This is a genomic window from Streptomyces sp. CNZ287 (assembly GCF_007827615.1).
Window position 1 is genome coordinate 52,627 of record NZ_VISV01000023.1, and the last position, 14,081, is coordinate 66,707.

Sequence of the window (14,081 nt, forward strand, 5' to 3'; positions counted from 1 at the left end):
CCCCGCCCCGGATGCGGTCCTACAGTGGCGCACACCACAGCGCCACGGACCCGTCCGTTCCGGGGAGGGCACATGAGCCGCATCTCGGTCACAGTCGACGGCACGACCTACGAGGACGACGTGGAGCCGCGCCTGCTCCTCGTGCACTACCTGCGCGACCGCCTGGGCCTGACCGGCACACCAGTCGGCTGCGACACCGGCAACTGCGGCGCCTGCACGGTCGACGTGGCGGGCGCCAGCGTCAAATCCTGCTCCATGCTGGCCGTTCAGGCGGACGGGACGGAGGTGACGACGATCCAGGGGCTGGCCGGGGACGGCCGGTGGCACCCGCTCCAGCGCGCCTTCCACGAGGAGCACGGGCTGCAGTGCGGCTACTGCACCCCCGGGATGATCCTCGCCGCCCGCGACCTGCTGCGCGCCAATCCGCACCCGACCGCCGAGGAGGTCAGACACGGCCTGGAGGGCAACCTCTGCCGCTGCACCGGCTACCAGAACATCGTGCGCGCGGTCCTCGCCGCCGCCGAAGCCGGAGCGGGGACGGGGACGGACGCCGGAGCCGGCGACGGCGGGGAGGCTGCGATATGACCACCGCAGAGCAGGCGGCACCCGCCATCGGCCGCTCCCATCCGCGCAAGGAGGACGCCCGGCTGGTCACCGGCCGGACGAGCTGGACCGACAACATCACCCTGCCCGGCATGCTCCACATGACGGTGCTGCGCAGCCCGATGGCGCACGCCCGCATCGACCGCCTCGACCTCACCGCGGTGCGCGAACGCCCCGGCGTCGTCGCCGCGTTCTCCGCCGCCGACCTCGACGGCGAGCTGGGCTCCCTGCCCTGCGCCTGGCCGGTCACCGAGGACATCGTGCACCCCGACCACCCGCCGCTGGCCGTCGGCGAGGTGCGCCACGCCGGGGACCCCGTCGCCGTCGTCGTCGCCCGCGACCGCTACACCGCCGCGGACGCGCTGGAGGCCGTCGAGGTCGACTACACGCCGCTGCCGCCCGTGCTCGACATGGAGGCCGCGCTCGCCGGCGGCGCCCCGCTCGTGCACGCGGACAAGGGCACCAACCGCTGCTTCGACTGGCCCCTGGCGAGCGGGGACTACGCCGCCGCCAGGGCCCGCGCCGACGTCGTCGTCACCCGCCGCTACGTGCAGCAGCGCCTCATCCCCAACGCCATGGAGCCCCGCGCCGTCGTCGCCGCCCCCGCGGCCACCGGCGCCGACGAGTACACCCTGTACTCCGCCACCCAGATCCCGCACATCCTGCGCGTCATGCTCGCCGTCGTCACCGGCATCCCCGAGCAGAAGATCCGCGTCATCGCCCCGGACGTCGGCGGCGGGTTCGGTTCCAAGCTCCAGGTGTACGCGGAGGAGGCCCTGGCGCTCGTCGTCGCCAAGCGGCTCGGCCGCCCCGTGAAGTGGACCGAGTCCCGCTCCGAGGGCTACCTCGCCACCCACCACGGCCGCGACCAGATCCAGGACGTCGAGGTCGCCGCGACCCGCGACGGCCGGCTGCTGGGCATGAAGGTCGACCTGCTGGCCGACATGGGCGCGTACCTCATGCTCGTCACCCCGGGCATCCCCATCCTCGGCGCCTTCATGTACCCGGGGATCTACAAGATGGACGCCTACGCCTTCCACTGCACCGGCGTCTTCACCACCAAGACCCCCACCGACGCCTACCGCGGCGCCGGCCGCCCCGAGGCCACGTACGCCGTCGAGCGCGTCATGGACGAACTCGCCGCCGAACTCGGCCTCGACCCCGTCGAACTGCGCCGCCGCAACTGGATCGGGCACGGCGAGTTCCCGTACACCTCGGTGGCGGGCCTCACCTACGACAGCGGCAACTACGAGGCCGCCACCGACAAGGCGCTCGCCCACTTCGGCTACGCCGCGCTCCGCGCCGAGCAGCGCGAGCGGCACGAACGCGGCGACACCGTGCGGCTCGGCATCGGCGTCTCCACGTACACCGAGATGTGCGGCCTGGCGCCCAGCCGCGTGCTGCGCGACCTGCGGTACGCGGCCGGCGGCTGGGAGGCGGCGAGCATCCGCATGCTGCCCACCGGCAAGGTCGAGGTGATCACCGGCACCAGCCCGCACGGCCAGGGCCACGCCACCACCTGGAGCCAGATCGCCGCCGACGTGCTCGGCGTGCCCGTCGAGGACGTCGACGTGCTCCACGGCGACACGCGCATCGCGCCGCAGGGCATGGACACGTACGGCTCGCGCTCGCTCGTCGTCGGCGGCGTCGCCGTGCACGAGGCGGCGGTGAAGGTCGTCGGAAAGGCGCGCCGGGTCGCGGCCCATCTGATGGAGGCGAGCGAGGAGGACCTGGAGTTCACGGCGGGCACGTTCGCCGTCCGCGGCTCGCCGGAGGCGACGAAGACGATCCAGGAGGTCGCCTTCGCGACCTTCACAGGACACGACCTTCCCGACGGCATGGAGCCGACGATCAACGCGGGACACGTCGTGGAGCCGGACAACTTCTCGTATCCGCACGGCACCCACCTCTGCGCGGTCGAGGTGGACACGGAGACCGGGGCGGTCCGCATCCGCTCGTACGTCGCCGTGGACGACGTCGGCAAGGTCGTCAACCCGCTGATCGTGGAGGGCCAGGTGCACGGCGGTCTGGCGCAGGGCATCGCGCAGGCGCTCTACGAGGAGGCCGTCTACGACGACGACGGCAACCTCGTCTCCGGCACCCTCGCCGACTACCACGTGCCCGCCGCCCCCGACCTGCCCGACTTCGTCACCGACCGCACCGAGACCCCCGCCACGTCCAACCCGCTGGGCGTCAAGGGCGTCGGCGAAGCCGGCACGATCGCCTCCACCCCCGCGGTCGTCGGCGCGATCGTCGACGCGCTGCGCCCGCTGGGCGTCACCGACGTGCGGATGCCCTGCTCGCCGGAGCGCGTGTGGCGGGCGATCCAGGACGCCCGGAAGGGAGGCCCGGCATGATCCCCGCGGCATTCGACTACGTACGCCCCGAGTCCGTCGGCGCCGCCGTGAGCGCCCTCGCCGACGCGGGGGCCGCCGGGCGCGAGGCGAAGGTGCTCGCCGGCGGGCAGAGCCTGCTGCCGCTGCTGCGGATGCGGCTCGCCTTCCCCGACCTGGTCGTGGACGCCGGCCGGATCCCGGAGCTGCGCGGCGTGCGCGACGACGGCGACGCGCTGGTGATCGGCGCCCTGACGACCCACCACGAGGTGCTCGCCGACCCGCTGGTACGCCGCCACGCCGGGCTGCTCGCCGCCGCCACCGCCACCGTCGCCGACCCGGCGGTGCGGCACCGCGGCACCCTCGGCGGCTCGCTGGCCCACGCCGACCCCGCGGCCGACCTGCCGGCGGTGGTGCTCGCGCTGGACGCCGAGCTGACCGCGGTGGGACCCGGCGGATCGCGGACCGTGCCGGCGCGGGAGTTCTTCACCGACTACCTGACCACGGCGCTGGCGCCGGACGAACTGCTGGCCGCGATCCGGGTGCCCAAGTACGACGGCTGGGGCTTCCGCTACGAGAAGTTCAGCCGGGCGGCGCAGGCGTGGGCCCTCGTCGGCGTGGCCGCCGCGGTGCGGCACGAGGGCGGGCGGATCGCCGAGGCCCGGATCGGGCTGACGAGTATGGGCCCGACGCCCGTGCGGGCGGCGGCCGCCGAGGCGGCGCTCGCCGGGGCGCAGGCGACGGAGGAGCCGGTCGCGGAGGCGGCGGCGGCCGCGGCGGAGGGCACGCGTCCGGCGGCGGACCTGTCCGGTTCCGCCGAATACCGCGCGCACCTCGCCCGCGTGCTCACCCGCAGGGCGGTGCTCGCGGCGGCCGGGCCGGCGTGACGGGCGGCCGGGACGGGTCGGCCGGTGCCGGAGGAGGCGAGCGCGGTGGCGCGTGAGGAGCCGGCGGGGGAGCCGGAGAGGCGCGGGCCGCACGACCGCGCCCGCGACGCGCGGGCACCGGAGGCCGTGCGGCCCGCGTCGGGGGCCGCACGGCCCGTACCGGCAACGGGCGTGCGGCCCGCGGCCGTCGGGGAGCTGCGGGCCCGGCTGGAGGCCACGGGCTACCTCGCGGACGACGGCCTGGCCACCGCCTGCCACCTCGCCCTCACCCTGCACCGCCCGCTGTTCTGCGAGGGCGAGGCGGGCGCGGGCAAGACGGCGCTGGCCGCCGCCCTCGCCGGTGTCATGGGCGCGCCGCTGATCCGGCTCCAGTGCTACGAGGGCATCGACGCCTCCCAGGCCCTCTACGACTGGGACTTCCCACGCCAGTTGCTGCACCTGCGGGCGGCGGAGGCGGCGGGCGTCACGGACGCGGGGCGCCTGGAGGACGAGCTGTACGGCGAGCGGTTCCTCGTCGCCCGCCCGCTGCTGCGCGCGCTGCGGACGAGCCCGAGCGTGCTGCTGATCGACGAGATCGACCGGGCGGACGACGAGTTCGAGGCGTTCCTGCTGGAGCTGCTGTCGGAGTACGCGGTGACCATCCCCGAACTGGGCACGCTGCGGGCCGAGACCCCGCCCGTGGTCGTGCTCACCTCCAACCGCACCCGCGAGGTCCACGACGCGCTCAAACGGCGCTGCCTGTACCACTGGTTCGCGCACCCCGGCTACGCCCGCGAGCTGGCGATCGTCCGCAGCCGCCGCCCGCGGGTGGCACGGCGGCTCGCGGCGCAGGTGACCGCGGCGGTGCAGCAGTTGCGCGGCATGGACCTGGTCAAGCCGCCGGGGGTGGCGGAGACGATCGACTGGGCGGAGGCGCTGGCGGCGCTCGGCGCGACGGAGCTGGACGCCGAACTGGCGGTGGCGACGCTGGGCTCGGTGCTGAAGTACCGCGAGGACACGGAGCGGGCGGTGGCGCTCGACCTGCGGGGGCTGCTGGCCGCGGCCCGGGGGAGCTGACCGCGGTGGGGGAGCGGGGAGACGACGGCGGGGGCCGGAGTACGGGCCGGGGCGGACCGGACGCGGGCGTGCCCGGCTCCGGCCGCCCGGTCCCGGACCCGGCCGCCGCCGCCACGGGCACGGTCACGGCCGGCGCCTGGGGCGACGGCGTCGCCGTGCTCGTCGGGTTCGCGCGGGCGCTGCGGGAGGCGGGGGTGCCGGCCGACGGCGAGCGGGTGCAGGCGTTCCTCGGCGCCGTGGACGCGCTCGGCACCGCGCGGCGCGAGGTGTTCTGGGCCGGCCGGCTCACGCTCTGCGGCCGGGCGGAGGACCTGGCGCCCTACGACCGTGCGTTCGCCGCCTACTTCGGCGACCGCGCGGTGCCCCCGCGCCCGCCCCGTACCGCACCGCCGCCCCGCGTCCGCCGTACCGCTCCCGCCGCCGTCGAGGCGCCCGGCGACGCCGGCGACCGCACCGGCCCCGCGGCTCCGGCCGCCGCCCGCGCCGGCTCCGCCGAGGTGCTGCGCCACCGCGACATCGCCGGGCTCACCGCCGCGGAGCGGGCCGAACTGCACCGGCTGCGCACGGCGTTCGCGCTCCGCGGCGAGCAGCGCCGCACCGCCCGCCGCCGCCCGGCGCGCCGCGGCGCCGTCGACCCGCGGCGTACCGTACGGGACCTGCTGCGCGGCGGCGGCGAACCGGCGGTACTGCGCCGCCGCGCCCCCGCGCGGAAGCCGCGCCGCGTCGTGGTGCTGCTCGACGTCAGCGGCTCCATGTCCCCGTACGCCGACGCCCTGCTGCGCTTCGCCCACGCCGCCCGCCACGGCCGCCCCGCCCGCGCCGCTCCCGCCACCGAGGTCTTCACCCTCGGCACCCGGCTGACCCGCGTCACCCGGCAGTTGTCCCACCGCGACCCGGACGCCGCGCTGGCCGCGGTCGGCACCGCCGTGCCGGACTGGAGCGGCGGCACCCGGCTCGGCGAGACCCTGCGGGCGTTCCTCGACCGCTGGGGGCAGCGCGGCCTGGCCCGCGGCGCGGTGGCCGTCGTGCTCTCCGACGGCTGGGAGCGCGGCGACGTCACCCTGCTCGGCGCCCAGGCCCGCCGGCTGCACCGGCTGGCGCACCGCGTGGTGTGGGCCAACCCGCGCAAGGCGCGGCCCGGTTACGAGCCGCTCGCCGGCGGCATGGCCGCCGTGCTGCCGCACGTCGACGCCTTCGTCTCCGGGCACAGCCTGGCCGCGCTCGAACGGCTGGCGGCGGTGGTGCGGGGAGCGGCCGACGCATGACGACGAACCCGCAACGAAGGGACCCGCCATGGAGCTGCGGCACGAGTTCACCGTTCCCGTACCGGCCGACGAGGCGTGGCGGGCGCTGCTCGACATCGAGCGCATCGCGCCCTGCATGCCGGGGGCGGCGGTCGAGAGCTTCGACGGCGAGACGGTGCGCGGCACGGTCAAGGTGAAGGTCGGCCCGATCGCGCTCACGTACCGGGGCACGGCCTCCTTCCGGGAGAAGGACGAGGCGGGCCGGAGGATGGTGCTGTCCGCGAACGGCAAGGAGGCGCGCGGCACGGGCACGGCACGCGCCACGGTCACGGGGGAGCTGACCGAGACCGGCGGCGGCACGCGGGTGTCGGTGGTGACGGACCTGGCGGTCACGGGCCGGCCCGCGCAGTTCGGCCGGGGGGTGCTGGCAGAGGTGGGCGACCGGCTGGTGGGGCGGTTCGCGGAGTGCCTGGCGGGGAAGCTGGCGGACGGCGGCGCGGAGGTGGCCACCGACGCGGCCACGGACGCGGACGGGGCGGACGCCGGTGCCGGTGCCGTCCGCGGCCCCGGAGCCGAGCCCGCGTCCGGACTCGCGCCCGCCGTGCCCGCCGTCGAGACCTCCGCCCCCGGGACCGAGCCGCTCGACCTGGTCCGTACCGCCGGTGTGCCCGTCGCCAAGCGGGCAGCCGCCGGCGCCGCGGTCGCGGCGGCGCTCGCCGCCGTCGCCCTGGCCGTACGCCGCGCACGCCGCCGCTGAGTCCCCGCCTCCTCCCGCCCGACACCGCCCCGCTCGGCGGTTACCGGCCTCGCGTGGTACTTCTGTTCTCCGGGGGGAGGAGTGCGGCGCGCCAGGGCGGCGCGGCGCGTACCGGCCGACGAAAGGGAGCAGCGGGGACGATGGCGGCGAACCCGGCGAGCGCGGGCCGCCTGCTGCGCCTCATCCGCAGCGGCGAGGCGCCCACCCGCGCCGAGCTGCAGCGGGCCACCGGGCTCTCCCGGTCCACCGTCGGGCTCCGGCTCGACCAGCTCTTCCGCGCCGGCTGGATCTGCGAGGTGGCGGGCACCTCCACCGGCGGCCGGCCCTCCGCCCGGCTGGAGTTCGACGACCGGCACGCCGTCGTCCTCGCCGCCGACCTGGAGACCCGGCACGGCCGCGCCGCCGTCCTCGACCTCGCGGGCAACTTACTCGCGGAGAAGACCGGGCCGCTGGTCATCGGCGACGGCCCCGAGCCGGTGCTGGCGGAGGTGTGCCGCTGGTTCGGCCCGCTGCTGGCCGAGGCGGGCGAGAGCGCGGCGCGGGTCTGCGGCATCGGCCTCTCCGTGCCCGGTCCCGTGGACGTCGCGGCCGGCCGGGTGGTGGAGCCGCCGATCATGCCGGGCTGGGACGGCTACCCCCTCACCGGGCACCTGCGGCGTACGTTCGCCGCCCGGCTGGGCGGCGCCCCGGACGTCCCCGTCTTCGTCGACAACGACGCCAACCTCATGGCGTACGGGGAACAGCGCGCCGGCTTCCCCGACTGCGCGGCCTTCCTGCTCGTCAAGGCGTCCACCGGCATAGGCGCGGGCGTCGTCGTGGACGGCGGCGTCTACCGCGGCATCGACGGCGGCGCCGGCGACATCGGGCACATTCGGCTGCACGACAGCCGGGAGGCGCTGTGCACGTGCGGCTCGTACGGCTGCCTCGCCGCCGTCGCCAGCGGGCACGCGCTCGCCGCCCGGCTCGACGGCCTCGGCGTGCCCGCGGCCTCCGGCTCCGACGTGCGCGACCTGCTGGCCGCGGGGCACCCGCAGGCGGTGCGGCTGGCCCGGGAGGCGGGGCAGCGGGTGGGCGAGGTGCTGGTCACGGTGGTCACGCTCCTCAACCCCGGGGTGCTGATGATCGCCGGCGAGCTGTCCTCCGTGCCGTTCCTCACCGGCGTACGCGAGTTGCTGTACCGGCGCGCGATGCCGCGGACCACGGCGCACCTCGACGTCGTCACCGCGCGGCTCGGCGACCGCTCCGCCCTCGTCGGCGCCGCCGCCATGGTCGTCGACGAGCTGTACGCCCCGGACCGCGCCGACGCCCGCCTCGCCGCCGCGGACGCCGCCGCGCCCGAGCCCGGAGCGGGCGACTTGGCGGCGGACCACCCCGGTTGATCGTTCCGCGCGGCCGCGGCCGTACGCTGGCTGCCGTGCAACCGGAGGAGGGCCGCGTGTCGGCAATCATCGTCTTCGACCTGGAGTTCACCACGTGGCCGGGGGCGCCGGAGCGGGACTGGTCGGCGCCGGGCGAGCTGCGGGAGATCGTGCAGATCGGCGCCCTGCGGCTGGACGCGGACTTCGCCGTGACGGACGAGTTCGAGACCCTGGTCCGCCCCGTCGTCAACCCGCGGCTCTCCCCGTACTTCAGCGAGCTGACCGGCATCGACCAGGAGACCGTCGACCGCGAGGGCCGCGCCCCCGCGGAGGCGCTCGGCGACTTCCTCGGCTTCTGCGCGGGCCACACGGTGCTCTCCTACGGCAACGACATGATCGTGCTCGGCGAGAACGTCGGCTGGGCCAGGGCCCGCGGCGAGCGGGTCGCGCACGGCTTTCTCGGCAACGGCTTCCTCAATGTGCGCCCCTGGCTCAACACCCTCGCCCCGCAGACCGCTCGGGTCAACTCCGGCCGGCTCTGGCAGGCCCTCGGCCTGCCCCGGCCCGCCGCGGGCGCGGAGCACTCGGCGCTCTTCGACTGCCACTCCATCGCCGCCGCCCTCCGCCACCTCCGCGCGGGGGGCACGACGCTCCCCGCGGGCTGGTTCTAGAGCCTCTCGGCCTCTTCCCGCGGCGCGCCGGGCTCGTACGCTCCAGGCATGACACCACTCAGAGCGAAGGACATCACCGGGGTCTGGGGAACGCTGCTGCTGCCTCTGGACGCGCATGACGCGATCGACCGGGGCCGGCTGGCAGGGCAACTGGACGCGCTGCTGGACGCGGGGCTGCACGGGATCTACGCGCACGGCACGGCCGGCGAGTTCCACACGCTGACCGAGGACGAGTTCGACGGCATCAACGAACTGCTCGCCGAGCGGTGCACCGCGGCGGGCGTGCCGTTCCAGATCGGCGCCTCCCACCCGGTGGCGCAGACCGCCCTCGCCCGCGTGCGCCGCGCCCGTGAACTGGCCCCCGGCGCACTGCAGGTGATCCTCCCGGACTGGCTGCCGCTCGCCGACGACGAGGCCGTCGCCTTCCTCACCCGGATCGCCGAGGCCGCGGACCCGGTGCCGCTGGTGCTCTACAACCCGCCGCACGCCAAGACCCCGGTGTCACCCACGCTCCTCGGCCGGCTGCTGGACGAGGTGCCCGCCCTCGTCGGGCTGAAGACCGCGAGCGGCGACGACGACTGGTACGCCGCCGTACGCCCGTACGCCGAGCGCTGCTCCGTCTTCGTCCCCGGCCACCTGCTCGCCACCGGCATCGCCCGCGGCGCGCACGGCAGTTACTCCAACGTCGCCGCCCTCGCCCCGGCGGGCTCCGTCCGCTGGTACGAGTCGATGCACGCCGACCCGGCCGCCGCCCGGGACGTCGAGCGCCGGCTCGCCGAGCTGTTCCGCCGGCACATCGCGCCGCTCCAGGTCCGCGGCCTGTCGAATCCGGCGCTCGACAAGTTCCTCGCCGCCGTGGGCGGTTGGGCCGACACGGGGGTACGCACCCGGTGGCCGGCCACCCCCGCGCCCGAGGAGGCCGTGCTCCCCGCCCGCCGCGACGCCCGGGAGCTGGTCCCGGAACTTTTTTCTCTCTGATGACAAAGTTATGGACAGGCCCGGACGAAGTCCTTAGGCTCAGCGCCGCACCCGCCCGGAATCCGAAGGTTCTTCCCGCCCCCTTTCGCGTCTGGAGGAACGAATGTCCGCACGGCTGTACCACCGTGTCCGCAGACGGATGACCACGGTGCTCGCGGCGGCCTTCCTCGTCGGCGGGGTCTGGGCCGCACCCGCCGGCGCCGATCCCGCACCCGATCCCGACCGGGCCCCCGGCCCGCAGAACCAGCCCTTCGCCGAACTCCCGCCGCAGGAGCCCGGCGTGACGCTGCGCACGTACGACGTGCAGGTCCCGCTCGAGGAGATCTGCACGCTCAAGCCCGCGCAGACCCCGAACGTCGACAAGCTCATGCCGCAGATCGACTTCTCGACCGCCGGGGACTTCGGCTTCGAGGACAACTTCGTCTCGCACACCACCGCCAACATCAACGTGCCCCAGGACGGCACGTACACCTTCCGCCTCACCAGCGACGACGGCTCGCGGCTGCTCATCGACAACCAGGTCGTCATCGACCACGACGGGCTGCACGGCACCGATCCCCCCAAGGACGGCACCGTCGAGCTGACCGCCGGCTACCACTCGCTCTTCATCGAGCACTTCGAGCGCGGCGGCGGCCAGCAGGTCACCCTGGCCTGGCAGCCCCCGGGCGCCAGTGGCTTCGCCACCGTGCCGAACTCGGTGCTCAGCACCGACGCCGGCGTCGTCCGCGTCACCGCGCCGGGCCGCAAGGAGTGCGAGGGCTACACCGACTCGCCCGGCGACGGCCTGCCGCTGAACAGCGTCCACCCGGACTTCACGCTGACCGACCTGCGCCCGGACGGCTTCGAGCCGCAGGTCACCGCGATGGACTGGCTGCCGGACGACCGGCTCGCCGTGACCACCTGGGGCGGCACCGACAACGTCACCGGCGAGGTCTACCTCCTCGACAACGTCACCGGCGACACCTCGCCGGAGAAGGTGACGGTGAAGAAGGTCGCCGAGGGCCTGAAGGAGCCGCAGGGCATCAAGTACGTCGAGGGCGATCTCTACGTCTCGCAGAAGCACGAGCTGACGCGGCTGAAGGACGAGGACGGCGACGAGGTCACCGACGCGTACGAGACCGTCGCCACCTGGCCGTTCAGCGACAACTTCCACGAGTTCGCCTTCGGCCTGCTCTACAAGGACGGGTTCTTCTACCTGAACCTGTCCGTCGCCATCAACTACGGCGGCGCCACCACCGACCCGCAGCCCTCCGAGAACCGCGGTACGACCATCAAGGTCAACCGCAAGACGGGCCAGATCAGTTACGTCGCCGGCGGCCTGCGCACCCCCAACGGCATCGGCTGGGGGCCGAAGGACGACCTGTTCGTCCTCGACAACCAGGGCGGCTGGCTGCCGTCGTCGAAGCTCCTGCACGTCAAGCAGGACCGCTTCTTCAACCACTACACCAACCCCGACGGGCCGTTCGACGACAAGCCCGTCACCCAGCCCGTGCTCTGGCTGCCGCAGAACGAGATAGCCAACTCGCCCAGCACGCCGCTGTACATGGACAAGGGCACCTTCGCGGGCCAGCTCCTCTTCGGCGACGTCACCTACGGCGGCATCCAGCGGGCCGACCTGCAGAAGGTCGAGGGCGAGTACCAGGGCGCGGTCTTCCGCATGACCCAGGGCCTGGAGGCCGGCGTCAACCGCATCAGCATGGGCCCCGACGGCGCGATCTACGCCGGCGGCCTGGGCGCGGGCGGCAACTGGGGCCAGCCGGGCAAGCTGAAGCACGGCCTGCAGAAGCTGACGCCCGGCGGGAACGAGGCGTTCGACATCGTCTCCATGGACGCCACCGAGACCGGCTTCGAGATGAGCTACACGAAGCCGCTGTCGCAGGAGACCGCCGACGCGCTCGCCGAGAGCTACTCGGTCACCCAGTGGCGCTACGTCCCCACCCCCGAGTACGGCGGGCCCAAGGTGGACGAGGAGGTGCTGCCGGTGACCTCCGCGAAGCTGTCGGACGACCGCAAGAAGGTCACCCTGGAGATCCCCGGCCTGAAGCCCGGCCACGTGGTGCACGTGCGCTCGCCGCGCCCGTTCACCGCCGAGGGCGGCCAGGAGCTGTGGAGCACTGAGGCGTGGTACACGCTGAACAACATCCCCGGTGACGAGGACCGCGTGCCCACCGCGTACGAGGCCGAGGAGGCCCGGCTCGAGGGCGGCGCGAACCTGGCCGACGACCACGCCGGCCACTCCGGCCGCGGCTTCGTCGCCGGCTACGGCACCAAGGGCGCCTCCACCACGTTCGACGTCACGACCGAGAAGGGAGGCACCTACGACGTCGGACTGCGCTACTCCAACGGCCCGAACCCCTTCACCGGCACCAAGACGGTCAGCATGTACGTCAACGGCACGAAGGTGAAGCAGGCGCAGCTCGCGTCCACCGGCACCTGGCAGGAGTGGACGACCAGGACCGAGAAGGTCTCGCTGCGCGCGGGCGGGAACACCATCCGCTACGTCAACGAGGGCGACGACACCGGGCACGTCAACCTCGACATGATCAGCGTCCACCGCAGCGGCGAGCCCGTCACGCTCTTCGACGGCGCGGACCGCTCCGCCTTCCAGCACGTGGACGGAAGGACGCCGGAGTGGCCGCTGCTCGACGGCGAGGCCATGGAGGTCTGCTGCGGCGACATCCGCACCAAGAAGGCGTACGAGGACTTCAAGCTGCACGTGGAGTTCTGGCTGCCCGAACTGCCGCCGGACGTCACCGGGCAGGACCGCGCCAACAGCGGCGTGTACCTCCAGGAGCGGTACGAGGTCCAGATCCTGGACTCGTACGGCAAGGACCCGCTGGCGAACGACGACGCCGCCGCCATCTACAAGAAGAAGGCGGCCGACGTGAACGCGGCGAAGCCGCCGGGGACCTGGCAGACGTACGACATCACCTTCCGGGCCGCCCGCTTCGACGCGGACGGCAAGAAGACCGAGGACGCACGCATCTCGGTGGTGTGGAACGGCGTCAAGGTCCAGGACGACGTCGCCGTCGACGGCCCCACCGGGGCCGGGAAGCCGGAGACGCCGGTCGCCGGCGCCATCCGGCTCCAGGACCACGGCAACGCGGTCCGCTACCGCAACATCACCGTCCAGCCCCTGTGATCAGGCGGTGAGTTCACCGGCCCCGGAGCCCCTGGCTCCGGGGCCGGTTCTCTTCCGGGCCGCGGCTTCACGGGCTGCGGGCCGACCTCGGCACCGGCGTGTGCCCGGGCGGCGCGGGAAAGCGACCAAAGTCGTACCCGCCGCATCGCTCCGCAGACCTTCGGCCGATCCGCCGCCCCGCCCCGCGTCCGTAGCGTCGCCGGGGACCGGCAGGAAGGACGACCGACGATGGATTCCGGAGCACCCGCGATGTCCCGTGACGACCGCGACGGCGGCGAACCAGGCGGTGAGCCCGGGGGCGGCCCCTCCGGCGACCCCCTCGCCAAGCGCGCCGCCGCCACGGTGGGCCCCGGCCTGCTGTACCGCCTGCTGCTGCTCGCCGGGCTGCCGGCGCTCGGCCTCTTCCTCGGCTGGCTCGTCCCGCGCGTCGCGGACGAGGTCGCCGGGCTGGAGTGGGCGCCGATGCGCGGCCCGTTCGAGCTGGTGGCCTCCTTCGACGACGGCTGGACCGCGGTCGCGGGTCCCGTCGTCGGGCTGGTGCTGGGGCTGGCCGGCGGGCTCCTCGTGTACGTGCTGGCGATGCGCGTGACCTTCGAGGGCGACACCGTACGGATCGACAAGGACGGCGAGTCCCGCATCCTGGCCCGCGCCGAGGTCGCCGCCGCCTTCCTGGACAAGGACCGGCTGGTGATCCTCGACGCCGCCTCCCGCCAACTGCTGCGCAGGCCCACCGATCTGGAGCCCGCCGACCTCGCCCGTGGTTTCACCGCGCACGGCTACCGGTGGCTGCACGAGGACCCGTACGCCGGCTGCTACCACCGCTGGGTCCGCGACTCCGCGGAGCTGTCCGCGGCGGCCAACGCCGTGCTGAAGGCCCGGGAGCACGCGCTCGGGAAGAAGAACGCCACCGACGCGGAGGAGCTGCGCGAGGAGGCGCAGCGCCTCGGCTACGTGCTGCGTGAGGAGGGCACCCGCCAGTACTGGCGCCCGCTGCGGCCCGGAGCCGCGGAAGACTGAGCACGGCCCGTACGGCGCCGCCCGCGGGACGGTGC

General features: G+C 74.6%; 11 protein-coding genes. All 11 read left to right on the top strand.

The genetic code is table 11. The features are described from left to right. Positions 1–72: 72 nt before the first annotated feature. The 11 genes from FB457_RS30855 to FB457_RS30905 all read left to right on the top strand — a co-directional run bounded on the left by FB457_RS30855 (position 73) and on the right by FB457_RS30905 (position 14,046). Positions 73–585, top strand: coding sequence for a (2Fe-2S)-binding protein (locus tag FB457_RS30855; protein WP_125938335.1), 513 nt, complete (start codon positions 73–75; stop codon positions 583–585). After that, complete coding sequence (locus FB457_RS30860) at positions 582–2,960, top strand: xanthine dehydrogenase family protein molybdopterin-binding subunit (protein ID WP_145784012.1); 2,379 nt, start codon at positions 582–584, stop codon at positions 2,958–2,960. The genes FB457_RS30855 and FB457_RS30860 overlap by 4 nt, the downstream gene beginning before the upstream one ends. Beyond that, a complete protein-coding gene (locus tag FB457_RS30865; RefSeq protein ID WP_047019241.1) occupies positions 2,957–3,823 on the top strand; it encodes an FAD binding domain-containing protein in 867 nt (288 codons plus the stop codon). The genes FB457_RS30860 and FB457_RS30865 overlap by 4 nt, the downstream gene beginning before the upstream one ends. Before the next feature lie 45 nt (positions 3,824–3,868). Beyond that, positions 3,869–4,879, top strand: a complete 1,011-nt coding sequence (locus tag FB457_RS30870) for an AAA family ATPase (RefSeq protein WP_047019242.1) — start codon at positions 3,869–3,871, stop codon at positions 4,877–4,879. A gap of 5 nt (positions 4,880–4,884) precedes the next feature. Then, positions 4,885–6,144: a vWA domain-containing protein gene (locus FB457_RS30875; protein WP_078898554.1), complete on the top strand. Its 1,260-nt coding sequence runs from the start codon at positions 4,885–4,887 to the stop codon at positions 6,142–6,144. 28 nt (positions 6,145–6,172) lie between these two features. Continuing rightward, a complete protein-coding gene (locus tag FB457_RS30880) occupies positions 6,173–6,880 on the top strand; it encodes an SRPBCC family protein (protein WP_047019243.1) in 708 nt (235 codons plus the stop codon). 140 nt (positions 6,881–7,020) lie between these two features. Beyond that, complete coding sequence (locus FB457_RS30885) at positions 7,021–8,259, top strand: ROK family transcriptional regulator (protein WP_145784014.1); 1,239 nt, start codon at positions 7,021–7,023, stop codon at positions 8,257–8,259. A gap of 56 nt (positions 8,260–8,315) precedes the next feature. Next, the gene (locus FB457_RS30890; protein ID WP_145784016.1) at positions 8,316–8,909 is read left to right on the top strand and encodes a 3'-5' exonuclease; all 594 of its coding nucleotides are present in this window, start codon (positions 8,316–8,318) and stop codon (positions 8,907–8,909) included. 48 nt (positions 8,910–8,957) lie between these two features. After that, positions 8,958–9,887 carry a dihydrodipicolinate synthase family protein gene (locus tag FB457_RS30895; protein WP_047019246.1) on the top strand — a complete coding sequence of 310 codons (930 nt, stop codon included), beginning with the start codon at positions 8,958–8,960 and terminating at the stop codon, positions 9,885–9,887. 103 nt (positions 9,888–9,990) lie between these two features. After that, entirely contained in the window at positions 9,991–13,029 is a 3,039-nt protein-coding gene (locus FB457_RS30900; RefSeq protein ID WP_047019247.1) for a 3-keto-alpha-glucoside-1,2-lyase-like domain-containing protein, read from the top strand. A gap of 228 nt (positions 13,030–13,257) precedes the next feature. Then, the gene (locus tag FB457_RS30905; RefSeq protein ID WP_253911529.1) at positions 13,258–14,046 is read left to right on the top strand and encodes a YqeB family protein; all 789 of its coding nucleotides are present in this window, start codon (positions 13,258–13,260) and stop codon (positions 14,044–14,046) included. The last annotated feature ends 35 nt before the right edge of the window (positions 14,047–14,081 follow it).

Excerpts from the sequence above, each read along its gene's own strand:
- FB457_RS30855 (WP_125938335.1), top strand. The coding sequence starts at position 73 with ATGAGCCGCATCTCGGTCACAGTCGACGGCACGACCTACGAGGACGAC.
- FB457_RS30860 (WP_145784012.1), top strand. The coding sequence starts at position 582 with ATGACCACCGCAGAGCAGGCGGCACCCGCCATCGGCCGCTCCCATCCG.
- FB457_RS30865 (WP_047019241.1), top strand. The coding sequence starts at position 2,957 with ATGATCCCCGCGGCATTCGACTACGTACGCCCCGAGTCCGTCGGCGCC.
- FB457_RS30880 (WP_047019243.1), top strand. The coding sequence starts at position 6,173 with ATGGAGCTGCGGCACGAGTTCACCGTTCCCGTACCGGCCGACGAGGCG.
- FB457_RS30885 (WP_145784014.1), top strand. The coding sequence starts at position 7,021 with ATGGCGGCGAACCCGGCGAGCGCGGGCCGCCTGCTGCGCCTCATCCGC.
- FB457_RS30895 (WP_047019246.1), top strand. The coding sequence starts at position 8,958 with ATGACACCACTCAGAGCGAAGGACATCACCGGGGTCTGGGGAACGCTG.
- FB457_RS30900 (WP_047019247.1), top strand. The coding sequence starts at position 9,991 with ATGTCCGCACGGCTGTACCACCGTGTCCGCAGACGGATGACCACGGTG.
- FB457_RS30905 (WP_253911529.1), top strand. The coding sequence starts at position 13,258 with ATGGATTCCGGAGCACCCGCGATGTCCCGTGACGACCGCGACGGCGGC.